Here is a 25,840-nt window from a genome sequence, read left to right as displayed (position 1 = left end):
CTGCGCGGGCGGCCTTTTCGCTTGTTCAGGTCATGGACAACCGCCTACCCCTGAGTAACGTAGGTCACACCCCTACTCGGAGGTAACCATGACCGTCGACGAGCGCGCGGCCAGGCAGGTCGCCGAACAAGCACGCGAAACCCGCTGGCAGCGACCGAGCTTCGGCAAGGAGCTCTTCCTCGGTCACTTCCGCGTCGACCTGATCCATCCGCACCCGAGCGGCGGCGCCGAGGACCGGGAGCGCGGCGAAGCGTTCCTCGCGAAGCTCCGCGAGTTCACCGAGTCGACGATCGACAACACGGTCATCGAACGGGACGCCCAGATCCCCGACGACGTCCTGAAGGGCCTCAAGGACCTGGGCGCGTTCGGCATGAAGATCAAGCCCGAGTACGGCGGCATCGGCCTGACGCAGGTCTACTACAACCGCGCCCTCATGCTGGTCGGCTCGGCCAGCCCCGCGATCGGCGCCATGCTCTCGGCGCACCAGTCCATCGGCGTGCCGCAGCCGATCGCGATGTTCGGCAGCCCGGAGCAGAAGCAGGAGTTCCTGCCGCGCTGCGCCAAGGGCGAGATCACCGCGTTCCTCCTCACCGAACCGGACGTGGGCAGTGACCCGGCGCGGCTCGGCACGATCGCCACCCCGGACGGTGACGACTACCTCCTCGACGGTGTGAAACTCTGGACCACCAACGGCGTAGTGGCCGACCTCCTGGTCGTCATGGCCCAGGTGCCGGGCAAAGGCATCACGGCGTTCGTCGTCGAAGCCGGCGCCGAGGGCATCACCGTCGAGAACCGCAACGCCTTCATGGGCCTCCGGGGCCTGGAGAACGGCGTGACCAGGTTCCACAAGGTCCGAGTGCCGAAGAAGAACGTGATCGGCAAGGAAGGCGCCGGTCTCAAGATCGCCCTCGCCACCCTGAACACCGGCCGGCTGAGCCTTCCCGCCCTCTGCGCCGGGTCGGCGAAGTGGTGCCTCAAGATCGCCCGCGAGTGGTCCGGCGAACGCGTCCAGTGGGGTCTCCCGGTCGGCAAACACGAGGCCATCGCGGGCAAGATCGCCTATATCGCCGCGACGGCCTACGCGTTGGAAGCCGTGCTGGACCTCAGTTCCGAACTGGCGGACGCGGGCAGCCACGACATCCGGATCGAGGCCGCGCTGGCCAAGCTGTACGCGTCCGAGAAGGCCTGGCTGGTGGCCGACGAGCTGGTCCAGATCCGTGGCGGCCGTGGCTACGAGACCGCGGAAAGCCAAGCGGCGCGCGGAGAACGCGGCATCGCGGCCGAGCAGGTCCTGCGCGACCTCCGCATCAACCGCATCTTCGAGGGCTCCACCGAGATCATGCACCTGCTGATCGCCCGCGAGGCCGTCGACGCCCACCTCTCCGTGGCGGGCGACATCATCGACCCGGACGCCGACCGCCAGGCGAAGGTGAAGGCGGCGGCCAAGGCCGGCGGGTTCTACGCCAAGTGGCTGCCCACGCTCGTCGTCGGCAAGGGCCAGACCCCGGCGGGCTACACGGAGTTCGGGCCGCTCGCGAAGCACCTGCGGTTCGTCGAACGGTCGGCGCGCAAGCTGGCGCGGCAGACGTTCTACGCCATGTCGCGGTGGCAGGGGAAGATGGAGCGCAAGCAGCGGTTCCTGAGCCGGATCGTGGACATCGGGGCCGAGCTGTTCGCGATCAGCGCCACGTGCGTGCGGGCCGCACAGGACAAGAACCCCAACGCGCGGCAGCTGGCCGACGCGTTCGCCAGGCAGGCGCGGATCCGGGTGGACGAGCTGTTCGAGAAGCTGTGGACGAACACCGACGACAGCGACCTGGTGCTGGCCAAGCAGGTTCTCGACGGCAACTACACATGGCTGGAGGACGGCGTGGTCGACGCGTCCATCCCTGGTCGGTGGATCGCGGACTCGACGCATCACGAGTCGACCGCGACGAACGTCCACCGGCCGACACCGCGATAGCCCGTTGCTGCACTGGGCAGGCTGATGGTGGTGCGGGCGCGGCACCTGCCCAGTGCACGGCCGGTAGGGGGCTACGTCCCCCGCATCCCCCTACCGGCTCCCCTTGCAACGGAAGGACACAACCCCTCCAGGTGGAGGTTCCGTAACGCTAAGCCACATAACGCTGTTAACAGTTACGACAATTGAGTGAATCACCAGGTGAGAGCCGATCAACTACTCCCAGAGAGTAACTTCGTAGACCAATTCGCCATGCCGGTTCGCCCGCGCGCGACCGCCGATGTACCACCTCTGGCGGCTTGCGGCCGGCCGTCCGCCAAGTCTTGATCTTGACCGCTCGGAGTCGCGTAACTGTTGAGGAGACAGGTTGCGCGACAATTTCCGGCGGGTTCCTTGACAACGATGTCAGGTGCAGAAACGCTCCCTCGCAGATGGGGCAGGCAAGGCGGCGGAAGGGTTGCAATGAGGCAACTGGGGAAGAGACGAACCAGAACTCTGTTGAGCGTTGCGATCACTGCGACACTGGTGTGCGGCGTCACCACCGGCCACGCGGCCGCGGCACCAGAGGAGCAAGGCGTGGGCTTTTCGTCGTCCTTTGAGGACGGTCAAACGCAACCCGACTGGGCCAACACCGTCGAGACCGACGCGGCGGGCCAGCCGAAGTCGGCGGGGGTGGTCGGCTCGGACGGCGCGGGCATTCCCGGCAACGTCTCCGACAAGGTGCTGGAGGTGAAGGCCAACGGTGAGTTCGCGGACTCGAACGAGGTGAAGGAGAACCTCGTCGACGGCAGCGTCAACACCAAGTGGCTGGTCTTCACGAACACCGGATGGGCGTCGTTCCGGTTCGGCGACACGCAGACGATCAAGAAGTACGCCCTCACGTCGGCGAACGACGCGCCGGAGCGCAACCCGAGGGACTGGACGCTCCAGGGTTCGACCAACGGCACGGACTGGACCGTGATCGACACCCGCACCGACGTGTCGTTCACCGACGAGCCGTTCCAGACCAGGGAATTCGACGTGGCGAACCCCGCCGCGTACACGCACTACAAGCTCGACATCACCCGCAACAACGGCTCGCCGAACATCATCCAGCTCGCCGAGGTGCAGCTCTCCGACGGCAGCAACGCACCGGCGCCGCCGAACATGCGCAGCGTCGTCGGCAACGGCCCGACCGGGGGCTACACGGCGAAGGCGCGGGTGGGCTGGACCGGCGTGCGGGCGTTCCGCTACCAGGGCAGGCACACCGCGGAAGGCCGTGGCTACAGCTACAACAAGGTCTTCGACGTCGACATCGCGGTGAAGCCGTCGACCGAGCTGTCGTACATGATCTTCCCGAACTTCGTCACCGACAACCTCGGCTACCCGAGCACGTACGCGTCGGTCGACCTGGCGTTCTCCGACGGCACCTACCTGAGCGACCTCAAGGCGGTGGACCAGCACGGCGCGGTGCTGTCGCCGCAGGGTCAGGGTGCGGGTAAGTTCCTGTACGCCAACCAGTGGAACAAGGTCGCGTCCACGATCGGCGCTGTCGCGGCCGGCAAGACGATCAAGCGGATCCTGGTCGCCTACGACGGTCCGAAGGGGCCGACGGAGTTCGGCGGCTGGCTCGACGACGTCTCGATCGTCGACGACCCGGTGCGCAAGCAGTACGCCAAGCCGTCGGACTACGTGCTGACCACGCGCGGCACGAACTCGAACGGCTCGTTCTCGCGGGGCAACAACTTCCCGGCGACCGCGGTGCCGCACGGCTTCAACTTCTGGACCCCGATGACGAACGCGGGCTCCACCAGCTGGCTCTACGAGTACCAGCAGCGCAACAACGACCAGAACCTGCCGACGCTGCAGGCGTTCACGGCCTCGCACGAGCCGAGCCCGTGGATGGGTGACCGGCAGACGTTCCAGGTGATGCCGTCCGACAAGGCGGCGACGCAGGACCGCGCGCTGCGGGCGATGCCGTTCAAGCACGACAACGAGGTCGCGAAGGCGCACTACTACGGCGTGACGTTCGAGAACGGCATCAAGACCGAGATCGCGCCGACGGACCACGCGGCGGTGTTCCGGTTCACGTTCAACGACGGGGCGCAGAAGAACCTCGTCTTCGACAACGTGAACAACGACGGTGGTCTCACGCTGGACGCGGCCAGCGGCGTCGTCACCGGCTACTCCGACGTGCGCGCCGGATCGGCCGGCACGACCCGCATGTTCGTCTACGGCAAGGTCGACAAGCCGGTGACGGCGAGCGGCAGGCTCTCCGGGGCCGGTCGGGACAACGTCGGCGGCTACTTCTCGTTCGCGGACAAGTCCGTCGAGCTGCGGATCGCCACCTCGCTGATCTCCGTCGACCAGGCGAAGTCGAACCTGGAGCAGGAGATCAGCGGCTCCGACACGTTCGACTCGGTGCGTGACCGCGCGCAGGCCGAGTGGGACAAGGTGCTCGGCATCATCTCGGTCGAGGGCGCGTCCGAGGACCAGCTGATCACGATGTACTCCAACATGTACCGGCTCTACCTCTACCCGAACTCGGGCTTCGAGAAGGTCGGCGACAAGTTCCAGTACGCGTCCCCGGTGTCACCCGCGACCGGGCCGAACACGCCCACGCGGACCGGTGCGAAGATCGTCGACGGCAAGATCTACGTCAACAACGGGTTCTGGGACACCTACCGCACGACCTGGCCCGCCTACAGCTTCTTCACCCCGGCCAAGGCGGGCGAGATGGCCGAGGGCTTCGTCCAGCAGTACAAGGACGGCGGCTGGATCTCCCGCTGGTCCTCGCCCGGCTACGCGGACCTGATGACCGGCACGAGCTCCGACGTGGCGTTCGCGGACGCGTACCTGAAGGGCGTCGAGAACTTCGACATCAAGGCCGCCTACGACGCCGCGGTGAAGAACGCCGCGGTGGTGCCGCCGAACAGCGCGGTCGGCCGCAAGGGCATGGACCGGTCGATCTTCCTCGGCTGGACCGGGCACGACCAGCTGCACGAGGCGTGGTCGTGGGCGATCGAGGGCTACCTCAACGACTTCGGCATCGCGTCGATGGCGAAGTCGCTGCACGAGAGGACGGGCGAGAAGCGGTACGCCGAGGAGTACGAGTACTACCTCAACCGCGCCCAGAACTACGTGCTGACGTTCGACGAGCGGATCGACTTCTTCCAGGGCCGCAACGTCGACGGTTCGTGGCGCGTCGAGGACCCGGCGAAGTACAACCCGCAGGAATGGCGCTACGACTACACCGAGACGAACGGCTGGAACATGGCGTTCACGGTGCCGCACGACGGGCAGGGTCTCGCGAACCTGTACGGCGGGCGGGACAAGCTGGCGCAGAAGCTCGACGAGTTCTTCACCCTGCCGGAGACGGCCAAGTTCCCCGGCGGCTACGGCGGCGTGATCCACGAGATGATCGAGGCGCGGGACGTGCGGATGGGCCAGTACGGCCACTCCAACCAGCCGTCGCACCACATCGCCTACATGTACAACTACACCGGTCAGCCCGCGAAGACGGCGGAGAAGGTGCGGGAGATCCTGTCGCGCCTGTACGTCGGCTCGCAGCAGGGCCAGGGCTACGCCGGTGACGAGGACAACGGCGAGATGTCCGCGTGGCACCTGTTCTCGTCGCTGGGCTTCTACCCGCTGCAGATGGGCAAGCCGGCCTACGCGATCGGTTCGCCGCTGTTCACCAAGGCGACCGTGAAGCTGGAGAACGGCAAGAAGCTGGTGATCAACGCGCCGAAGAACAGCGCGAAGAACATCTACGTCCAGGGCGTGAAGGTCAACGGCAAGGCGTGGAACAGCACGTCGCTGCCGCACGACGTGCTCGCGGCCGGTGGCACGATCGACTTCGACATGGGCCCGAACCCGTCGAAGTGGGGCACGGGAGCGAACGACGTGCCGGAGTCGATCACCAAGGGCGACGCGGTTCCGACCCCGTTGCGGGACGTCTCCACGGGCGTTTCCGCCGGTGCGCTGGTCGACAACAACTCCTCGACCTCCGCGGTGGTCCGCTCGTTCGACTTCAAGGCGGCGGACGCCAAGGAGAAGGCGGAGTTCTACACCCTCACCAACGCGAAGACGGGCACGTCGCCGTCGGCGTGGGAGCTGAAGGGCTCCTACGACGGCAAGACTTGGGCGACGGTCGACAAGCGCTCCGGTGAGAACTTCCAGTGGCAGCAGTACACCCGGTCGTTCAAGATCGCCTCGCCGGGCCGGTACAACTTCTACCGGCTGGAGTTCTCCGGTGACGTGACGCTGGCCGAGTTCGAGCTGCTGTCGAAGCCGCTGCCGGCGCCCACCACCACGGTGACGGGCACGGTCGACGGTCCGCTTGAGGTCAAGGGCGTGACCTATGTGGACGGTGCCACGATCAGCGGTCCCGTGACCGTTGCGGAGGGCGCCACGCTGTACGTCTTCGGCGGGGAGGTCAACGGCCCGATCTCGGCGGCTGACGCGGGTTCCGTGGTGCTGGTCGGGACCAAGGTCAGCGGTCCGGTGAGGGTGCACGGTTCTACTGCCGAGGTCGCGGTGGAGAACACCTCGGTCGGTGGCCCTGTGTCACTGACGTCGAACAAGACCAGGTCGGTCGTGGCGTTCTCGACGGTCGGCGGACCGTTGTCCTGCACGGGCAACGACCCGGCGCCGTCGAACAACGGCTTCGCGAACGAGGTGAAGGGTCCGAAGGCAGGACAGTGCGCTGGTCTGTAGTGCGTAACTGAAGCTGGTTCGAATCGCGAAGGCCGCGTTCCGTCACGGAACGCGGCCTTCGCCGTTCACCTGAAAGGATCTATCCCCATCGGACATACTCCGATGAGATCTTGGCAGTTCGCGCGTGGTGACAGGGAGGCTCTTGTGGTGCCGTTCGAGCGAGGCCGGGTGCGGATCGCGGTGCCACGACCGAGGACGGAGATCATTCCGTCACGAACCGGCGCGCCGTCCACGAAGGACGAGATCCGCGACCTGCCGGCCTCACCACGAGAGCTCGCGGCACCGCTTCGCTGACGAGCCGCCCTCGACCTGCAACGTCGCGTGCTCGATGTGGTACTTGGTCGCCAGCAACGACTGCGCCGCCGTGAGCACGTTCTCGTGATCGGCGTCCTCCGCGGTCGTGAGGTGCGCCGAAGCCACCTCCATACCGCTGGTGAGCGTCCACACGTGCAGGTCGTGCGCCTCCGTGACGCCGGGGATCTGGGCCAGGCTCCGTTGCATCTCCGTCACGTCCAACCGCTCCGGCGCGTGCTGGAAGAGGATGTGCAGCGCGTTCTTGGCCAGGCTGTACGTCCGCGGCAGCACCCACACGCCGATCAGCACACCCATGATCGGGTCCGCGTACTTCCAGCCCGTGGTGATGGTGACCAGCGCGGAGACGACCACGCCCACCGACCCGATCAGGTCGGCCAGCACCTCCAGGTAGGCGCCCCTGACGTTGATGCTCTCCTTGGCGCCCTCCTTGAGGACGCCGAAGCTGACGAGGTTGGCCGCGAGCCCCAGCGTCGCCGCGATCAGCACCGGCCACCCCGGCACCTGCGGCGGGTCCTGGAACCGGCCAACCGCCTCGTAGATCACGTAACCCGCGACCCCGAACAAAAGGATCGCGTTGGCCAGCGCCGCCAGCACCTCGGCCCGGTAGAAGCCGAACGTGCGGTTCTTCCCGGCCTTGGCCCTCCTGGCCACCATGATCGCGGCCAGCGCCATGCCGACCCCGAGCACGTCGGTGAGCATGTGCGCGGCATCCGAGATCAGCGCCAGCGACGACGTGGCGAACCCGACGACGAACTCCACCACCATGAAGACCGCGCCGATGCCGAACGCGACCCACAGCTTGCCGGCGTGCTGACCGCTCGCCGACGCCGTTCCGTGCCCATGGCCGTGACCCATGACTCGGAACATATAGCGACATGCGCATGAGTGCAATCGGGCCGAGACGCACACCACCCAGCCTCCAGGTCGAAGGCTGGGTGGTGTGCGCGGACCGCTACCTGCGGGAAGCCTTGGCGACCACGCGCTGCACCGCCCGCACGGCGACCTCAGGCTGGTCGAGGTAGATGTAGTGGCCACTGTCGGCGGCGGTGCTGAGCGAGGCACGGCAGGACAACCCGAGCCACGCACGCTGCCCCTGCCCCCACGCCTGCTCCAGAGCGGGCCCGTACTCCGGCACCGCCGCGAGGTAGGGCTGACCGTGCTGGACGACCTCGACGGGAACGTTCCCAGCGAACCGCACCGGCCCGTCGTTGATCACGAGCCGCTCGGGGTTCTCACCCCGGAACACCGCCAGCGTCTGCGCCCGCAGCTCGGCCCCGACCCCGGTGGCACCCTCGGGAATCGCCCGCTCGAGGTCGGCGCTCATCGTCGGCGAGGTGGCGTCCATCAGCACGACACCCTTGACCTTGTCCCGGTGGTCCGGCGCATAACGTGCCGCGATCAGCCCACCCAGCGAGTGCCCGGCCAGCACGACCGGCCTGCCGCCGGAGACGTTCCGAATCACCTTGGTCAACACCGCACCGGCGCTCTCCATGGTCTGCGGCCCATCCGGCTGGTCGCTGAGCCCCGCGCCAAGCCGGTCGTAGGAGCACACCCGCCCCTCGCTGCTCAGCGCCTCCTGCAGCCCCGCCATCCGGTCCAGCCCGTCACCGAGGCCCGCCATCAGCAGCACGACCGGCTTGCCCTTCTGCTGTACACCGGAGCAGGAGACGTGCACCGACCGGCCGTCGACGTCGATCGACCTCACGTCGGACTGACCCTTGGCCATCGCGGCGCCGGCGGAGGCGACGGTGGCGAGCAGTGCGATGGCGGCGGACGTCTTGAGGTGGCGGAACATCGGGGTCTCCCAGCTCGTCTGTGTGCTCTCTGACACCGCAAACGCTATGGATTCCGCTGGGCTGGATCATCACCGCGCAGTGGACACTTGTGGGTAGCTCTCGTGGGGGACATCGGTGCGTCTTGAGGCCTCTACCTGCGCCGACGTCGTTCTGGGGGTGCGTGCGCAATTGTGTCGCGCGGATGCGCTAGGATCTTCCACGTAGCTGCGGCCCCCGTAGCTCAGGGGATAGAGCACCGCCCTCCGGAGGCGGGAGCGCAGGTTCGAATCCTGCCGGGGGCACCAGAATGATCAAGCGTTTCCGCAGGTCAGCCCCGTTCCCTTAACGGGGCTGACATCGTGAGGGACATAAACCCGCAGGTCAGTCCTGTTCCCCTTGGTCTCCTACGGGGCTCTACTCGCTGCATCGCAATGCGCGTGAGGTCGTGAACGTCCGGTACTGCTCCGACAGCAGTCACAAGATCGACGGGCGCGTCGCGATGACGCTCAAACCGCAGTCCTCGGCATACGTTCTCGCATCGAAACGCCAAGATCTGTACTGGCTCGGGCAGCCTGCGGGGTGTCAGAAGTCTGCACTGTGCTGCTGAGCAGCAACGATTTCTGGCGAGCGGCCCCAGGGATGATCGTGAAACGTGGCGTTGCGTCTGCTGTATCCGATCCTCGTGGCCTCATCGGCTGGCTGGTCACCGCGGTCAGTTGCGTTGAGGGTCAGACCAACTCAGGCGATTCCGCCACAACATCCTCTCTGTCGCGTTGATCGAGCGGATGGCGCGGGAGAACACCGGCTGGGGCTGCCGCCGTATCCAGGGTGAACTGCTCAAGCCAAGCCACCGGATCGCCGCCTCGACCATCCGCCGTGTGCTCAGGCGTCCGTCGGCCGCGGATCGGCTGGGAGATCCACGACGACATCCACGATGCGTTCCTCAGCTTGGCCTGCGGCATCATCTGCCGGCACCGACTCGGCAACTCTCGTTGAGTCAGGAGTTCCAAGACGGAGTCGGTGAGTCCTTCCCGGGGTTCGTGCGCTCACCGGCGGCTGAGATGAGCGACCTCGGAACCATGCCGGCGCTGCTGAAGATCCGCGCGGTGCCCATCAACGTGAACTACCGGTACGTCCGCGACGAGCTGCGCTACCTGTACGACAACGCGGATCACCTCGGGTTGGTCTACGACACCGAGTTCGCCCGGCCCCGTGGCCGCCGTCCTGCCGCACGTGCCCCGGTTGCAGCACCTCCCGGCCGTCAGCGACTGCGTCCCGCCCGGTACGCGCCAAAGCCCGGTCGTGCGCCGCCTGGAGGCTCCTAAGCCGGGACCGATTGGTCGGCGTGCCAGAGGCTCGCGACGTGGCGGGCGTCGGTGCCGCAGCAGCCGCCGACGATCGACAGGTTCGGCAGCTGCGATCGCAGGCGGTCCTGGTCGGAGGCGAGCTGTCGTGGGTCGCCCTCGTCCAGTTCGGTGGCCTCGTCCAGTTCGGTGTGGCTCCTCGTCGACGCGTTGCAGCGCAGGCCCTCGATGCGGTCGCGCCACGGGCCCGGCTCGGCCAGTGCCGGCTCGATGTGGGTCGGGTGGGCGCAGTTGATCAGGTAGTGGTCAGGGGCCGCCGCCGCGTCGACGGTGGCGATCGCGTGTGCGAGGAGGTCGCCGCTCGGGAGACGGCCGTCGGTCTCGACGGTGAACGAGATCGCGACCGGGATGCCGACATCGCGGGCGGCGCGGACGATGCCGATCGCCTCCTCGACGTGAGTCATCGTGTACGCGGTCGCCAAGTCGGCGCCGGCCCGGGCGAACGCCTCGAGCTGCGGGCGGTGGTAGGCCGCCGCCGCGTCCGGGTTCGCGACGTAGTCCGGGCGGTAACCGTCGCCGCGGGGGCCGATCGCGCCACCGATCAGGATCTCGGGCACCGCGTACCGGTCGCGAAGTCCGGCCAGCATGGTGATCGCCGCCTCGTTGACCTGTGCCAGCGCCGCGGCGGAGTAGCCGACCAGTGCGCCCCAGTCACCGTTCGCCCGCCAGGTGGCGGACTCCAGCATCAGGCCCGCGCCGACCCGCTCGGCGATCGCCGCGTAGTCGTCGTAGTAGGCGGTCAGCAGCTCGCGCCCCTCGGCGGTCTCCACCAGCGGGAACGCGGCGAAGTGCGGTAGGTCCACACCGTGGTGGTAGATCAAGTCGGTTTCCAGGCCACCGTCGGTGACCACGCCTCGTGATCGCTCCATCGCTTCATCCTCACTCCGTACCAGACTAGCTGGTCTAGTTCGTACCAGACTGCGTGGTCTGGTACAAGGGTTTATGCCCAGAGACGGAACACCGACCAGGGAACGGATCCTCGACACGGCCGAGCGGCTGGTCATCGAGAACGGCTTCGCGGCGACCACGGTCGACCAGGTGATCGCCGAGTCACGGACGTCGAAGGGCTCGTTCTTCCACCACTTCGAGTCCAAGCTCGACCTGGCCCGATCACTGGTGGCCCGCTACGCCGCCGCCGACATCGCGCACCTCGACGACGCGGCCGCCCGCGCCAGGGCAGCGACCGACGACCCTGCCGAACAGGTGATCGCCTTCGTGCGCGTCTTCGAGGACGCCGCCGACGAGCTGATGAGCGCGCAGTCGAACTGCCTGTACGTCTCGATCCTCACCGAACGACAGCTGGCCGCCGCGGGCACGTCCGAGCAGATCGTCGGGGCCATTACGACCTGGCGCACGACACTGTCCGCGATGCTCCGGGCCGCGCTCGACCGGCGCCGACCAGGCCATGACATCGACACCGACGCGCTGGCCGACCACGTCTTCGTCACGTTCGAGGGAGCGTTCCTGCTGTGCCGCTCAACCGGCGACAACAGCCACATGCGCGCGCAGCTCACCGTGCTGCGCCGGCTGTTCGAGTCACTCCTGACCTGACCCGGCGCGACGGCATCAGTCGGACCAAGTTGACAAACGACCCGCTCAACGACCGCCTCCACGTGCAGACGGGTGGTCGGGAACACCGGAAGCGGCACGTCCGCCTGGGTGATCAGGAACTCCCGGACGATGCCGACACACAGCTCGTCGTAGATGATCCGGTGCACGGCGACACAGTCCTCAGTGGACGGCAGCAGTACGCGCAGCCCGCGCGACTCCAGGCGTTCGTGGTAGAACGGCCGGCTCCTGGTGAACCTGGTGCCGAGCAGTCCGACGGTGGTGACAGCACGCCCAAGCTCAGCGCGTTACCGAACCCCAACAAGAAGATCAGGCCCGCCATCGTGGCCATGATCGCCATCACGGCCCGGACGACCAGATCACTTGGGCTGCGTTTTACCTGGCTGCTCATCGCCCACCACGCGGTTCGTCCACGGCGAAGCCGCTCTCAAGCACCAACTTGCCGCTCAGACGCCTGGGCGAGGTGGTGAGCAGGTCTGTGCGGCGCCCTGCTGGGGGCACCAGAGTGATCAAGCGTTTTCCCAGTTCAAGACGGTTGTGCCCGGTCTCGACGAGTCGCTGCTGGGTACGTCTCACCTGGATGACGAGCGCAGGTTCGTGCCGTCCGGGGTCCTACCGTCGCTGGCGACCGCTCTCTCAAGGCGCCCCACCGGCGGTGAGCTTGACCCTGAGGGTGCCCTTCGCCGGAATCTTCTGCTTGGACGCGCCGCGCCCTGGTCATGTCGACCGCGCGGACCTGCGTCACCGGCTCCAGCCCACCGGTCGTGCCGCTCGGCGCGACCCTCGTCGATGCGTCTTGACGCGTCGACGAGGATCGCGTCGTTCGCCCCTTTGCTGCGGCGCCACACGTGCTGCTGTTCATAGAAGAACTGCATCGCTGTCTGTCCCATGAGCAGCGCCGACGCGTAGCTGTTCTCGAAGTGATCACAGAACCTCTGGTAGACATCGGCGTCGACCTGGGCGAGCTCGACAGGAGGCGTACCAGCGCGGAAGTGTTCGAAGACTCCACCTTCCTGCCACCAGACCAGATAGTGCAGTACTGCCTTTCGTTCGATCTTGCCGAGCGCCTGCCGCACGCGTTCGGACGGCGCCGCTGGTGGGGTTTCGCATCTTCCAAAAGCCAACAGGTCCCACAGAGCAAATGCGATCCCACTCAACCCCAGAACACCGATCACAGACCAAGTCCACGACTCCTACGGCCGCAGTGGAGACGGCGCATCGCAGCCGGTGCCTATGTTGATCAGCACCGGCAGCCACCAGGGCGATCCCAGTAGCGAAGACCGCACGGGTCCGGCGGAGCTTCCCTCTCAGCACCACTCCTTTTCTCCGCCTCGCTCTACCACAAGTGGATGATCGTCAACCTGAACGACTGCTCGTCCGGCCGAGACGAGACCGAGCGCCGCGCGGGAACCCGTGGTGTCCTTCCCCTGGGGGTGGGGGTGGGAGTGGGGAAGGACACCACGGTCGTCGGCAGCGGCCCTGGGGAGAGTGGGTGCTGCCGGGCCGGGCGCGGTTTCAGGCGGTGTGCCGGGGCCCGCGGATCATTGCGTGTCGGTTGCGGTGACGGTGATCGGCACGTTGGCGCCCAGCCAGAGTTGGCTCAGCACGTAGCGGGTGCCGCTGGGCAGGGTCGTGGACTCGTCCGCGGCGGATGTCGCGGCCGAGCCGATCTGCTCGCACGACGAGTTGTAGAAGTAGAGGTCGACGTCGTAGACGGGGCCGCTGCCGGTGACGGCGACCCGGTGGGCGCCGTCGCCGAAGCTGTCGGGCAACCGCGTCACCCAGCCGTCAGCCCCCTGGACGGGAGCGGACGGCACGGCACAGTTCGTGGTGAGCGCGGTGGCGGTGACGCCCGCGGGCGCCGTGCCGGTGCCGGGGTTGCCGGCGGCGATGGTGCCCGTGTCGCTGATCGGCTCGTCGGGCGGTAGCGGCGGCAGCGGTTCGACTCCGGTGGCGGCGGTCGTGAACACCTGCAGTTCCGCCGCCTGGACGCTGGTCTTGGTCTCACCGAGCGCCGAGTCGGCCCAGAACCGGACGTACTGCGCCTGCACCGGCTGGTCGAGCGTGAACGTCCGGTAGTGCAGGTCGGGCGCGACCGGACGCGGCGCCTGGTAGCCGAACGCGTCGGGTGCCGACCGCACGGTCCGCCAGTTGACGCCGTCGGTCGAGGTTTGCAGCGTGAACCCGCGCAGGCCCTCGAACCGCGCCGTGGTGAACGCGCTGACCTGGACGCTGGAGATCGGCGCCGCGGCGGCCAGCTTGACCACCACGTTGCCGGTGCCCGGTGTGGTCGACCAGGTGCTGGCCTCGGTGTCGTCCAGCAGTCGCGTGGCGTCGGCCGTGGTCGAGGAGACGACGGTGGCGCCGTTGGCGACCGAGGCGAGGTTCGGGCTGAGCGAGAACTTCCGCGCGGTGGTCTTGCCCGCCTTGACCGTGATCCCGGTGAACGTGCGGGAGCCGAAGCCCGGTGCGGTGATGGTGACGGGGTAGGTGCCGTCGGCCACGGTGGCAGAGAACGCGCCGGTCGCCGAAGACGTCCGGAGCGGGGACACGCGCGCCTCGAACACCCCGAGGACGACCTTCGCGCCGGCGATCGGCTTGCCGGTCGCCGCGTTGACGACGGTGCCGGTCAACGTTCCGTTGACCGTCGGGTTGACGTGCGCGAAGGACGGCACCGGGTCGGTGTCGTCAGCGCCGTCACTGGTGGCTCCGGCGCCGAGGCCGCGCTGGGCGAAAGCGCCGAAAGCGGTGTCGACGACGGTCGAGTAGTCGGCGCGGGAGTGGTAGCGGTTGTCCAGCGCCGTGCGCATCGCGTCCCTCATGTCCACAAAGGACGGATCTGGCGGCGACAGCGGCATCGCGTCGGTGATCACGCGCGCGGCGATCTCGGCGCCCGTCGTTTCGCCGAACCTCGCGACGAGGGCTCGGCGCATCTGCCACAGGGTCGCGGTCCAGATCTCGCCGTCCGCATGCACCTCGGCGCCGACGAGGTCATACCCGATGTCGCCGAACGTGGTCGGGTTGGCGTCGTAGTCCCAGTTGCGGATGCCGCGCGCGCCGTTGCCGGTGGCGTACTCACCGACCACGGCCTTGTCGGTCAACCCCTTGCCGTACAGGTAGTTCAGCCCGTACCAGTCGCCCCAGCCCTCACCCATCGAACCCGACTGGTGGGCGTTAAGGGCGTTGTCCTGCCCGCTGACGTAGCGGTTGGACAACCCGTGCGCGTACTCGTGCTCGATGACGGTGGCGTCGAAGTCGCCGTCGCGGTGCGGACCCTCGAACGCGTCGTTGATCGGCTCCCACAGGAACATGCCGCTCCACGGCGCGATGCCGTCCGGCAGGGTGAGCATGTAGGCGTTGTCCCGGCCGGTGTAGGTGGGCGAGCCGCCCGTCGCCGCCCCGGCCTGCACGAGACCCAGGATCGGGTCGCCGCCGTTACCGCCCTTGCCGTTGTTGGCGACCTGGAAGTTGCCGGCGGACTCGGTGAAACCGAGCGCGTAGAACTCGTCGTGGATGCGGTTGTGGTGCCAGAACAGGTTGGTGGTCGCGGCATCGACGTCCAGGGCGTAGCTCGGCGGCACGGTCTGCCCGCCGCTGCGACCCCAGTTGTCGGCGTAGGCGTAGTTGAACTGGCCGGTGGGGCTGACCGGGCGCGGCCCCTGGTCGGCGGGCACCAGGAAGTTGGAGTGGTTGGCGTAGCTGTTGGCGTTGTTGCCGAACGTGGTCGGGCCGGGCAGCCCGGCCAGGCCGGTCGGGTCGACGTACCCGCTGGGGGACTGCGCGTTGGGCCCGAACGGCTTGATCACCGGTGTGCCACCGCGGACCGCGCCCGGATGGTTCTCGTACACCGTGCCTTCCGCGTCGTGCTCCACGAGACCCGCTCGGTAGAGGATCTCACCGGTGACCGCGTCGACCACGGTGTCCCACGCCTGGTCGAGCGCCTTGACGAACAGCACGCGGAATGCCGGGCGTGCGCCCTCGGCGGTCGGGAAGGCTGCCTTCTCCACATAGGACTCCGCGGCGAACGGCCCCCTGGCGAACTTCTCGAACCCGGCCTGGGTGCCCGCCGAGGCCGGCGTGAACGAGACGCCGGGCGCGAGCCCGGCCACGACGGCACCGAGCGCCTGCGCCGAGGTGAGCCGGTGCTCGGCGAGCAGTCCACCTCGCGCGGGGTCGCCCGCATAGGACAACACCCGTCCATCCGCTGCCACGGCGACCGTGAGGTGACCGCCGCGCACGGCAGGTGCTCCTCCGAACACCTGCCGGAACGTGACCACCCGCGTCCCGGTGCCGACGAGCTCGTGGTTGCGCACGACGGTCAGCGCGGCGACGTCTGCGTCGGTGAGCCCCAAGACGGCACGGTTGGAGGCGAGGAAGGAGCGGGCGACATCGGCGGGCGCCCCGTCGCGCACAGCGGTGAGCCACCCGCCGTCGCGGCGGATGGTGCGAGGGGTTCCGAACCTCGGGTCCCACGTCACCCTGGTGCCGGGGCCGGCCGCGCCGGCAAGCACACGCGCGGCACTCAGCTGATCAGCGGTGGGTTGCACCGCGGTGCCTTTTCTGACGTCGAACCACGAGTCGTGTTCGGCGGCGACGTCCGGTGGGACGACTGCGGCCGCGGCGCCTGGTACCAGCGCCACCGCGCAGGCCAGGACGAGCGCGGTCAGGAGAGAGCGGCGTACACGCATGGACGCTCCTTGACCCTCGGCGGGATCGTGCTTGGTCCGCTGTGGATCGGTGACGCGGCCGCCGCGCAACGCGCCTGGTCGAGAAAGTTCCGCAATTGATCGAAATGACGCCGTTCACCGCAGCGGCACTGCGCCGTTCGCGCTAGTGGCCGGGGGCCACCGACACGGGTGCCACGTCGTTCGGCGGCTGGATCGTCCGAGGCGCGGACACCGCCGGAAGACCGCCCGGCAGAGTGGTCTTCGCGGCACCGGTCCGCGTGGGAACGGCTCCATCCGGATCGTTCAGGCCGGGTTCGCGGCTCACCGTCGGAGTGGCAGCAGCTGGTCGTGGTGTCGTCGGCGGCACCACGGTGGGCGTGGTGGGTCGCACGCCCGGATCGGCCTCCGGGTGGCCGCCGGGGCCCACCATGATCCGCCGCGCCGCGATGTCGGCGCGCATGGCCGTGATGTCCGTCCGCAGCCGGTCGCCTTCGCCCGGCTCGTCGACCCGCTCGGCCAACGACCACGCTTGGTCGAGCAGCCACGCGGCGGACTCGTAGCGGCCCTCCCCCACCGCGGCGCGGGCCTGGCCGACGGCGTGCGCGGCGTCGGCCAGGACGCGCGACGCCGCCAGGTCCGGGAACACCAGTTCGGTGACCGGCCACAGCGGACTGTCCGGGGACGCGCCCTGGGCTGCCGCGGTCACGCCACCACAGGCCAGCACTGCCGCGGTCGCCACGACCAGCGAGCCGCGTGCCCACCGGGTGCCGCGGCGTGACCGTCTGACAGTCGTCAGGGCCGCCGCGAGCAGCGGCTCTTCCGGGGTCGTCGGCTCCGGCATCGCCGCCCGCCACTGCGACAGCGTGTCGACGGCCTCCCCGTGGCCGGCTGGGTCCTCCCCGCGGCCGAGCCGGTCCAGCAGCAGGTCGTCCTCGATGAGCCTGCTGACGTCCATCGGCGGACCATCCGGTAGGTCTGCGGAGCTGCTCATGCGACCACCTCGTCGGCAGCGTCCTGGTCGCGGATCCGCGCGCGCAGGCTCGCCAGCGCCCTGGACTGGGACATCCGCACCGCCGCCGGCGTCATGCCGAGCACCGCGCCGACCTCGTCGGCCGACAACCCCGCCGCCACCCGGAGCACGACGATCTCGCGCTGGGTGTCCGAAAGCTCGGCCAGCAGGCTCAGCACCCGGCGGGACAGGTCGGCGGTCACGGCCCGGTGCTCCGGATCCCACCGGGCGTCCGCCGCTTCCGGCAACGTCTCGATCGGTTGAGTGGACGAGGCGGCACGCGCGGCGCGGTAGGCGTCGGCCACCTTGTTCGCGGCGATGCGGAACACGAACGCGGCGAAGGGCATCCCGCGGTCGCGGAACCGGGGCAACGCCTCGAACACCGCGAGGCACACCTCCTGAGCCACGTCGTCCGGTGAGACCGGGGCGTGCCGCAACGAGCTCAGATGCGCCCAGCAGTACCGCACGACACCAGGTCTGATCCGGGTCAGCAACTCCGCGGCGGCCGCGGACTCACCACGCCCGGCCCGCCGCGCCAGCTCTCCGTCCTGCACCACCGACATCCTCCCCACCGACGCCGCACAGGGTAACCACGAGGTGCGCGGACACCACAGCCCAAGGTTCCCGGCCGCGTTCCAACGCGGGCACCGCGTGTCGCGACAGGGACGACCCCAGGACGGTCAGACGATCACCCGTCCTTGTCCTTCTTGCCACTGCCCTTCTTCTCCTCCCCCTTGTTCTCGCGATCCGGTACGGGGGGAGGTGGCGGCGGCGCGCTGGTCGCACTGCCGACAACGGAGTCGGCGTTGATCAGGACGGTGCCGTCGTCGAGCACGAGGTCGAGTACGCGGGTTTCCTGGACGACCGTGCCGTCGGCCAGGGTGAGCCGCACGCCGACGGTCACGGCGGTGGCCGACGTCACCACCGGTGGTGTGGTGACCACCACGTCGGTGAAGGCGGACCAGCGGTCCCGGTACGCGGTCTGTCCTTGGGTCCGCAGGGCCGGGCCGAGCCGGAGCCAGGCTTCGTCGGCACGGTCGGGGAGCAGTGCGAAGTACTCCGAGACCGCCCCGGTGAGTGTGGCGGGATCGGGCACCGCGGTCGTCGTGGCCGGAGCGGAACCGGCGTCCGGCGGCGGGGTGCTCGGCGCGGTGGCGAGCGCGAAGCCGCCCACGGCGAGGCCCACGGCGAGGAGACCTCCCAGGGGTGCCACCCACCTCCGTCGGGCAGACCCTCCGCCGATGATCGGCGCGGGCCGCAGGTCCACCCTGGTGCCGGGCTGCGCCGGCACCGGCGTCACCAGGACCGTGGTGGCGTCCGGCGAGGTGACCGGTTGCGTTCGGGCGGCCGTCGAACCCGCTGTGGACAGCGCCGCAGCGCGGTTCTCGGCGACAGCACGCAGTGCGTCGGCGACCTGCTCGGCCGTCGGTCGCCGGTCGGGGTCTGCGCACAGCACGGCCATCAGCACCGGGGTGAGCGGCCCCGCGAGCCGGGGCGGCGGGAAGTCGGCCGCCGCCGCCCGGTGCAGCACGGCGATCGGGTTGTCCACACCCGCGCCGAAGGGCGGCGTCCCCTCCACCGCGGCGTAGAGCGTCGAGCCGAGCGAGAAGACGTCGGACGCCGCCGTGGGATCGTCGCCGCGAGCGACCTCGGGCGCGAGGAAGGCGGGCGTGCCGGCCAGAACGCCCGCCTTGGTGATCGAGACGTCCCCGGCGGCGTGCGAGATGCCGAAGTCGGCGATCTTCACGGTGCCGTCGTCACCCACGAGCACATTGGCGGGTTTGACATCGCGGTGCACGATCCCGGCCGCGTGCGCGGCAGCCAGCGCCGAAGCCGCTTGCGCCCCGAACCGAGCCGCGGTCTCCGGCGCGAGGGGCCCCTGCTCGGTCACCAGCGCGGCCAGGCTCCGCGAGGGCACGTACTCCATCACCAGGACCGGCCTGCCGTCGTGCTCCACGACGTCGTGGACCGTGACGGCGTGGGGATGACGCAGCCGTGCGGCGATGCGGCCCTCACGCGCGATCCGCTGCCGCGCCTGCTGCTCTTCGGCCGAACCAGTGCCCGCGCCGAGTCGCACCTGCTTGACCGCCACCGGCCGTTGCAGTCGCTCGTCCATCGCAAGCCACACTTCACCCATCGCACCGGCGCCCAACCTGCTGCGCAACCGGTACCGCCCCGCCAGCAAGTCACCGGTCACGTCCGCTCCCCCACCCGATCGCGTCACCGGGACAGGCTAGAGCGAGTGGCGGCCCGGCCGAGGCGGTAGCCTCGCGGCCGGCCCACCGCATCGGCCGCCGATGCGTCGTGACCGAAGCGGTACCTCCCGAGCGGGCGAGTTCCTGCCAACGGGGCAGAAACCGCCACCGCACCAATCGCTCCAACCGCGCGTCGAGGTGCAGGACCCAGGAGCGAGCAAGCGGTCGACCACGTCTGCCGGCACCTGTCCGGCGAGACCAGCGCGAACCCCGGCGGTAACCCCGGTCATAGGACACCCCGGTCGGGCACGTGTCCTGCTCGGGCCAGCAGGACGTGGACGATCACCCGGTACTGCGCGGCGAACCGCGATGTCAGGATCGACCGCGCCGCCCCGCACCCAAGCATCGACATCACCATCCACGCCCGGACTCTGCTGTGCGGGCGGTGCATCCTCAGGCCAGATATGCCGACTCGAAGTCGGTGACCTGCGACGGCGCGGGGAAGCCACGTTCACCCAGCCGCGCGAACGCGGGGAACAACACCGCTTGGTTGAAGGCGTCGAGTTCGTCCTTCGACTGCCACACCTGCACCACCTGCCAGCCGCCGTCTCCCGGCCCCGCGGCGAACAGCAGACGCCCGTCCGGAACCTCGTCGCCGATCTCCTTCGCCAGATCGGCGAAGTGCTCAGCGGTCGCGCCGGGGAAGAAGGCCAATCTCACAAATGCCACTGCGCGAGTATCGCTCAGGTCCCGTAGATCAGTCGCAGGCCGACAATGCCGCACCGGCGCCTTGGCTTGATCACCACAACACTGAACGGGGGGCACACCGCACTCGATGGCCACCCACCCGCCAGCCGCGATCCGAACCTCGCTGGGCAATACACCTAGCCGCAGTTGTCGCACAGCGCTGCAAAATCCGGATCGCGCATCCTCGTCCGGCGGTCAGCGACTTCCCTGGTGATCGCCGACAGGGTGGTCGCCCGGTCCAGCAGCACGTGGACGGGTCGGGCGAGACGGGGAAGCGGAGCCCGTGTCGGCGCCGTTGTCCGCTTGGCGTTCGGTGCGGCTGATGCCGTGCCAGTCCAGGCAGAGCACGGTGGCGTCGTCCTGGAGGTGATCGCGGTAAGCGCGCCGCACCGCCCTGGTCGCGGCCCGGACCACCTCCCTGGGGTGCAGTGCTTCGGTGTGGCGGAGCAAGGCGGGCAGGTCGACGGCTTCGGCGTCGCGTTCGAACATGCCGTCGGTGAGCAGCATCAACCGATCGCCTGGACGCAGGACCAGTCGTTGCACCCGGTAGGGGTGCGGTCTCACACCGAAGAGCAGGTCGATCTCCAGTTCGAGCGGCGCCACGACGCCTTCGCGTAGCAGCAGTGGTGTGGGGTGACCGGCGTTGATCAGTTCGACCGCTCCGCCGCGCAGGTCCACGCGCACCAGCAGTCCGGTCGCCAGTGATCCCAGGCGGTGGTCCAGCAGAGCGTGGTTGGCCTGCCGTGCCTGCTCCGCCAGGTCGTCGCCGGCCCGGCGGGCCCTGCGTAGCGCACCGACCAGCAGAGTCGCCGTCATCGCCGAGCCCACGTCGTGACCGACGGCATCGGTCATCGACAGGTGCAGGACGTCGCGGTCCAGGGCGTAGTCGTAGGTGTCGCCGCCGATGTCGTGGGCGGGTACCAGTGCGCCGGCGACGGTGAACTGCGCGGCCTCGCAGCAGGACGCCGTGGGCAGCAGCTGGTGCTGGATCTCCGCGGCCAGGCTCATCGTCGTGGTGCGCCTGCCGGAGTGGTAGAGGTCGGTGAAGCGGCGGTCGGTGACGATGACGTAGGCCAGTGCGTGCGCGGCCTCGCCCAGCTGCGCCAGCACCACTCCGTCGAGTGAGGGCACGGTCACCTCGAGCACGCCGACGCAGTCGCCGCGGTTGGTCACCGGCAGCACCACCCGCACCCCGTGGTCGTTCTGCTCCTGCCACGGCCGCTGGGTGCGCAGCACCTCCTCGTACACGCTGCCCCGCAGGTCGATGCCCTCCGCGCAGCCCCCGCCGAGGTCCCGCGTGGTCGAGGCCAGCCGCACCAGCCGCTCGTCACCGACATCGATCAACAGAAACGACACGTCGAAAGCCTGGAACCGACTCGCCAGGTCCCTGGCGACGACCTCGACCGACTCCACCGGCGGTGCGCTCTCGGCCGCCGCCAGCACATCCCCCGGTCGCAGCACACCACCATTCACGGCTACCTCCGAGCAGTTGCGCCACTCTAACCGCTCCGATCCGCCACGACGCGCAACGAGCCTCGTCGGTGAGCGGCCTCGAACGCCGACGCCGTGGCGAAGGGCAGCACCGGGCAGCCACACCAAGATCGTGGCGAGGTCGCCACGGAGGTACACGGGCGATGGACACAGTCCGACCGCAGGTGACCTCGGCCAAAGGCGCGACAGCCCACACCAGCCCACATGGAGCCTTCAGCGGAGGGTCTCCATCGGGCGAAGCCACGCAACCGAGTACGAGCAAGACCGAAATCGCACCGCGCCCCGCAGCATCGCCACCACCGACGGAATCCGGGTCCGGCTCGACGGGTTCTGGACCAGGCCCGCCCACACCATCGACCTGGTCGCAGCGGGCCGGCACCGCCTCACCCTGCTGCTCATTCCCCCGGAGACGCCCTCATCCGCCGCACACGAGGCGATGAAGCGCGCCGCGCACCCCGACAACACCGACACCGTCGCGAACCTGTTCTCCTCGACCTGCCTCCCAACCCGAGTACCACAGCCCAGAGAGTGACAAGAGATGACAGCGTCGACCTTCGTGTCCCTGTACGAGCGCAGGCTCAAGCTCGTACAAGACACTCTGACCAAGCATTCCGAGCTCAGCACCGAATCCGCGCGGGCTCTCGCCGTGCACGTGCTGGGCGCGCTGGACCACCTCCCCGAGCGAGTGCGCTGATCGAACCTCCTGAGCTCGGCACGGCCTGACCGCGATGAGCCCTCATGCAAGGCGGACCTCAGCCTTCGACCACCCAGCGGCCCAGCCGGGGTTGGTGACCGGCGTGGCGGGGAACTCCCAGCAGGAGCAGGCAGCCACCTGCCGACTCATCGATGATCCCAGGCTCCGGCGTCGGAGATCGACACTGGAGGTGCGGAAGTTGTGAGCACCGACCGCGGTGACGCGCCGCCCGCGCGGGACCCCATTCCCGTTGTGCTGAAGGTCAGCGCAGCGCTGAGCTGGCGGTTCCTCGTCGTGGTCGCGGCGCTCTACGTCGTCGGCGTCATCCTCGGCAGGCTGGCGGCACTCGTCGTGCCGCTCGCGATCGCGCTGCTGCTGGCCGCCCTGCTCGCACCGGCCGTCGGTTTTCTGATGGCGCGCCGGGTTCCCCGAGGTCTCGCCACCGCACTGGTCCTGGTCGGCGGGCTGCTTCTGCTCGGCGGGATGCTGACGTTCGTCGTGATGACCTTCGTCAACGGCCTGCCGGACCTGGCGGCGCAACTGGCCCGCAGCGTCGACGCCGTGTCCGGCTGGCTCGTCAACGGCCCGCTGCGGCTGAGCGAGACGCAGCTGCGCGACTTCGCCGACCGGATTGTGAAAACGTTGCAGGACAACCAGTCCGGCATCACGACGGGTGCCATCACCACCGCCGCGACGGTCGGCGAGACCCTCGCCGAGATGCTGCTGGTGCTGTTCGCGCTCGCGTTCCTCCTCTACGACGGCCCCCGGATCTGGCAGTTCCTCATCCGCGTCGTTCCCGACGGCCCCCGCAGGCGGGTCGACGTCGCGGGCCGGCGCAGCCTCGCCGCACTGGTCAGCTACGTCCGCGCCACCGGAGCGGTCGCGGTGGTGGACGCGATCGGCATCGGCATCGGACTGGCCGTCCTGCGGGTGCCCTTGGCGGTTCCGCTGGCGGCGCTGGTGTTCATCTGCGCGTTCGTCCCGATCTTCGGCGCGGTGGTGGCCGGCGCCGTCGCAGTCCTCATCGCGCTCGTCGCAAACGGTCCCCTGACCGCGGTGATCGTCCTGATCATCGTCATCGCGGTGAACCAGCTGGAAAGCCACGTCCTGCAACCGTTCCTACTGGGACGCGCGGTGAAGCTGCACCCGCTCGCGGTGGTGCTGGCCATCGCGGCGGGCCTGCTCGTGGCGGGCATCGCGGGCGCGCTGCTCGCCGTTCCCCTGCTGGCGGTGCTCAACTCCGCGATCCGCTCCCTGCGCAGCGAAGCAGACGAACACGTGGCACCCGCCGACGTGCACACCAGCCAGCCGGCAGAGTCCGGACCGGACGAACCCGGCCTGGACACCGAAGCCGAGAAGTGAAACCCACAACGGCTCCACAGCCATCTACCCGGAGCAGAACATGACCTCAACGCACGACATCCTTACAGCCACAGACGACCGCCCTCGCGGCAGCGACTTCGCCCGCCTGACCAAGGAACTCAAGGCCGCCGGCCTGCTGGACCGCCGACGCGGCTACTACGCGCTGCGGATGGTGGTCAACGCGCTGCTGCTCGGCGCGATCGCCGTGACGTTCGCGCTGTTGGGCGACTCCTGGTGGCAACTGGTCACGGCAGCCGTCCTGGCCGTCGCTTCGACGCAACTGGCGTTCATCGGCCACGACGCCGGGCACCGGCAGATCTTCCGCAGTCATCGCCACAACGACGTCGTCGGGCACCTGCACGGCAGCCTCACCGGCATCAGCTACCAGTGGTGGGTGGCCAAGCACAACCGCCACCACGCCAACCCCAACCACGAAGATCACGACCCGGACATCGAGATCCACGCCCTCGCCTTCAGCCGCGCGCAGGCTGCCCGGAAACGTGGCCTGTACAGCTGGATCACCAAACACCAGGCGTTCCTGTTCTTCCCGCTGCTGACCGCGGAGGCGGTCGTGCTGCGCATCTCCGGCCTCATCGCGTTGTGCCGCAACGAACTTCGCAACCCGTGGAGGGAAGCCGCTCTCCAGATCCTGCCGATGATCGCCTACCTGACGGCGGTGTTCCTCGTGCTCTCCCCGGCGAAGGCGGTCGTGTTCATCGCCATGCACCAGGGGCTGATGGGCGTCTACCTGGGCTGCTCGTTCGCACCGAACCACAAGGGCATGCCGATCATCAGCGACGGCCGGCGCCTGGACCATCTCCACAAGCAGGTGCTCACCTCCCGCAACATCACCGGCGGTCGGTGGGTCGACGCGCTGCTCGGCGGCCTCAACCACCAGATCGAGCACCACCTCTACCCGCACATGCCCCGCCCCAACCTGCGGCACGCACAACCCGTCGTGGAGGACTTCTGCGCCCGGCACGGCATCCCCTACAGCAAAACCACCCTGCGGGACTCCTACGCCCAGGTCCTGCACCACCTGCACGACGCCGGGGCACCCCTCCGCCACCCGGCACGCTGAGGTCTGCCTTCAACCGCTGAACCGAGCCAGCGAACGTCGGGTCTGGATTCGGGACCGGAGGACGTCCCCCGGAACGCACTCACGTGCCGCCGAACGTGCACGCCGGCAGCAGACGAGGCAGAACCGATGAGCCTTGGGAGCACGGAGTGGGAGCAACTCCGCGCGTTGAACATGCCTGAACGGTCCCAATGGACTCGAACGGAACCGCGCTGACCAGGCGACTGCTCACCCACCTGCGGCACGTTGACCTCGCGGGTACGAACTCGGCCAGGCAGCGGCGCAGCTGCTGGCCGACGAGATCGTGCTCGGGTCCGAGCACCACCACGAGCGGCACGTGTTCGAGCCCAAGCTCGTAGAACACGCGTCGTCGTAACTCGGTCACGGTCTGGTCCGGGGCCTGTGACGGGCGCGCGGGAGCGGCTTGACCTCCGTTCCGGGGCCCACGGTGGTGCTGATGGCGCCAATGCCCTCAACGGTGAGGGTGACGACATGTCCAGAGCCTGCACGGCCAGGTCGGAGTGTTGGAGAGGAGCGAGCCCCAGACCGCGAAGCCGGTTCGGTGCGTGTGCACAGTGTTTGGCAGTCGCGGCCAGGTCGTGCTTCTCCACCCGCAGCCGCTCGGCCACGCCTGCGGCCGAAGCCGCGTCTCCGACCCGCTCCACGACCGTGTCGGAGATGTCCACAGCCGTGACCCTCCACCCACGCTTGGTGAGCCAGAGCACATCCCCACCCGCACCGCACGCCAGGTCGAGACCGTCCCCCGCGCTCAGCGGCACTGGAACTGACGACACAGGCGGACTGACCGCTTCAGTGCTCGAGCTCAGCGCTCGCGCACACGCACCTGGCGTGAGCTAGGTCACTCCCGCACAGGAAGATTTTCATTAGACACATAGGCCGCCACTTCGGTTAGCGT

19 protein-coding genes and 1 tRNA gene are annotated in these 25,840 nt (G+C 68.8%); 9 read left to right on the top strand and 11 right to left on the bottom strand.

Annotation, left to right across the window (positions count from 1 at the left end; translation table 11 throughout):
- The first annotated feature begins 88 nt into the window (after positions 1-88).
- Together ACRSBM_RS02635 and ACRSBM_RS02630 are read left to right on the top strand one after the other, a co-directional pair.
- Positions 89-1,963 carry an acyl-CoA dehydrogenase family protein gene (locus tag ACRSBM_RS02635; RefSeq protein ID WP_434439326.1) on the top strand — a complete coding sequence of 625 codons (1,875 nt, stop codon included), beginning with the start codon at positions 89-91 and terminating at the stop codon, positions 1,961-1,963.
- 459 nt (positions 1,964-2,422) lie between these two features.
- Entirely contained in the window at positions 2,423-6,658 is a 4,236-nt protein-coding gene (locus ACRSBM_RS02630) for a GH92 family glycosyl hydrolase (RefSeq protein ID WP_434439323.1), read from the top strand.
- A 261-nt stretch (positions 6,659-6,919) separates the two neighbouring features.
- On the opposite strand, the gene ACRSBM_RS02625 is transcribed toward ACRSBM_RS02630, so the two are convergent.
- Both ACRSBM_RS02625 and ACRSBM_RS02620 read right to left on the bottom strand, forming a co-directional pair.
- The gene (locus ACRSBM_RS02625) at positions 6,920-7,828 is read right to left on the bottom strand and encodes a cation diffusion facilitator family transporter (RefSeq protein ID WP_434439320.1); all 909 of its coding nucleotides are present in this window, start codon (positions 7,826-7,828) and stop codon (positions 6,920-6,922) included.
- A gap of 97 nt (positions 7,829-7,925) precedes the next feature.
- Entirely contained in the window at positions 7,926-8,804 is an 879-nt protein-coding gene (locus tag ACRSBM_RS02620) for an alpha/beta fold hydrolase (protein WP_434439318.1), read from the bottom strand.
- 174 nt (positions 8,805-8,978) lie between these two features.
- Here ACRSBM_RS02620 and ACRSBM_RS02615 point away from each other — a divergent pair.
- Positions 8,979-9,053: transfer RNA gene (locus ACRSBM_RS02615), tRNA-Arg, on the top strand.
- 756 nt (positions 9,054-9,809) lie between these two features.
- Complete coding sequence (locus tag ACRSBM_RS02610) at positions 9,810-10,073, top strand: hypothetical protein (protein ID WP_434439315.1); 264 nt, start codon at positions 9,810-9,812, stop codon at positions 10,071-10,073.
- On the opposite strand, the gene ACRSBM_RS02605 is transcribed toward ACRSBM_RS02610, so the two are convergent.
- On the bottom strand, positions 10,070-10,981 hold the full coding sequence (locus tag ACRSBM_RS02605) for a homocysteine S-methyltransferase family protein (protein ID WP_434439312.1): 912 nt from the start codon (positions 10,979-10,981) through the stop codon (positions 10,070-10,072). The two genes, ACRSBM_RS02610 and ACRSBM_RS02605, sit on opposite strands and share 4 nt — an antisense overlap.
- Positions 10,982-11,054: 73 nt before the next feature.
- On the opposite strand from ACRSBM_RS02605, the gene ACRSBM_RS02600 reads away from it, so the two are divergent.
- Positions 11,055-11,663, top strand: coding sequence for a TetR/AcrR family transcriptional regulator (locus ACRSBM_RS02600; protein WP_434439309.1), 609 nt, complete (start codon positions 11,055-11,057; stop codon positions 11,661-11,663).
- A gap of 590 nt (positions 11,664-12,253) precedes the next feature.
- Here ACRSBM_RS02600 and ACRSBM_RS02595 read toward each other — a convergent pair.
- From ACRSBM_RS02595 to ACRSBM_RS02565, 7 genes are all read right to left on the bottom strand, one after another.
- Positions 12,254-12,856, bottom strand: coding sequence for a hypothetical protein (locus ACRSBM_RS02595; RefSeq protein ID WP_434439306.1), 603 nt, complete (start codon positions 12,854-12,856; stop codon positions 12,254-12,256).
- A 366-nt stretch (positions 12,857-13,222) separates the two neighbouring features.
- Positions 13,223-16,369, bottom strand: a complete 3,147-nt coding sequence (locus ACRSBM_RS02590; RefSeq protein WP_434439303.1) for a M36 family metallopeptidase — start codon at positions 16,367-16,369, stop codon at positions 13,223-13,225.
- Between the two features lie 142 nt (positions 16,370-16,511).
- A complete protein-coding gene (locus tag ACRSBM_RS02585) occupies positions 16,512-17,339 on the bottom strand; it encodes a hypothetical protein (protein WP_434439300.1) in 828 nt (275 codons plus the stop codon).
- The gene (shbA, locus tag ACRSBM_RS02580; RefSeq protein ID WP_434439297.1) at positions 17,336-17,920 is read right to left on the bottom strand and encodes an RNA polymerase sigma factor ShbA; all 585 of its coding nucleotides are present in this window, start codon (positions 17,918-17,920) and stop codon (positions 17,336-17,338) included. Before shbA ends, ACRSBM_RS02585 begins: the two co-directional genes overlap by 4 nt.
- A 125-nt stretch (positions 17,921-18,045) precedes the next feature.
- Entirely contained in the window at positions 18,046-19,554 is a 1,509-nt protein-coding gene (locus ACRSBM_RS02575; RefSeq protein ID WP_434439295.1) for a serine/threonine-protein kinase, read from the bottom strand.
- Between the two features lie 451 nt (positions 19,555-20,005).
- A complete protein-coding gene (locus tag ACRSBM_RS02570) occupies positions 20,006-20,281 on the bottom strand; it encodes a hypothetical protein (RefSeq protein ID WP_434439292.1) in 276 nt (91 codons plus the stop codon).
- Positions 20,282-20,494: 213 nt separating this feature from the next.
- The gene (locus ACRSBM_RS02565) at positions 20,495-21,760 is read right to left on the bottom strand and encodes a PP2C family protein-serine/threonine phosphatase (protein ID WP_434439289.1); all 1,266 of its coding nucleotides are present in this window, start codon (positions 21,758-21,760) and stop codon (positions 20,495-20,497) included.
- Between the two features lie 142 nt (positions 21,761-21,902).
- On the opposite strand from ACRSBM_RS02565, the gene ACRSBM_RS02560 reads away from it, so the two are divergent.
- The 4 genes from ACRSBM_RS02560 (at position 21,903) to ACRSBM_RS02545 (ending at position 24,927) form a co-directional block, all read left to right on the top strand.
- On the top strand, positions 21,903-22,322 hold the full coding sequence (locus ACRSBM_RS02560; protein ID WP_434439287.1) for a DUF5994 family protein: 420 nt from the start codon (positions 21,903-21,905) through the stop codon (positions 22,320-22,322).
- Positions 22,323-22,328: 6 nt separating this feature from the next.
- Positions 22,329-22,484, top strand: a complete 156-nt coding sequence (locus ACRSBM_RS02555; RefSeq protein WP_434439285.1) for a DUF6307 family protein — start codon at positions 22,329-22,331, stop codon at positions 22,482-22,484.
- 201 nt (positions 22,485-22,685) lie between these two features.
- A complete protein-coding gene (locus tag ACRSBM_RS02550) occupies positions 22,686-23,846 on the top strand; it encodes an AI-2E family transporter (RefSeq protein ID WP_434439283.1) in 1,161 nt (386 codons plus the stop codon).
- A gap of 40 nt (positions 23,847-23,886) precedes the next feature.
- On the top strand, positions 23,887-24,927 hold the full coding sequence (locus ACRSBM_RS02545; RefSeq protein WP_434439280.1) for a fatty acid desaturase family protein: 1,041 nt from the start codon (positions 23,887-23,889) through the stop codon (positions 24,925-24,927).
- On the opposite strand, the gene ACRSBM_RS02540 is transcribed toward ACRSBM_RS02545, so the two are convergent.
- Positions 24,864-25,703, bottom strand: coding sequence for an SAM-dependent methyltransferase (locus tag ACRSBM_RS02540; protein ID WP_434452935.1), 840 nt, complete (start codon positions 25,701-25,703; stop codon positions 24,864-24,866). The genes ACRSBM_RS02545 and ACRSBM_RS02540 overlap by 64 nt on opposite strands.
- Between the last annotated feature and the right edge of the window lie 137 nt (positions 25,704-25,840).

Origin of the sequence: Lentzea xerophila, from assembly GCF_051094245.1 — a bacterium.
GTDB lineage: Bacteria > Actinomycetota > Actinomycetes > Mycobacteriales > Pseudonocardiaceae > Lentzea > Lentzea xerophila.
Note: the sequence above shows the minus strand (reverse complement) of the source record. Positions and strands in the feature narration are given on the sequence as shown.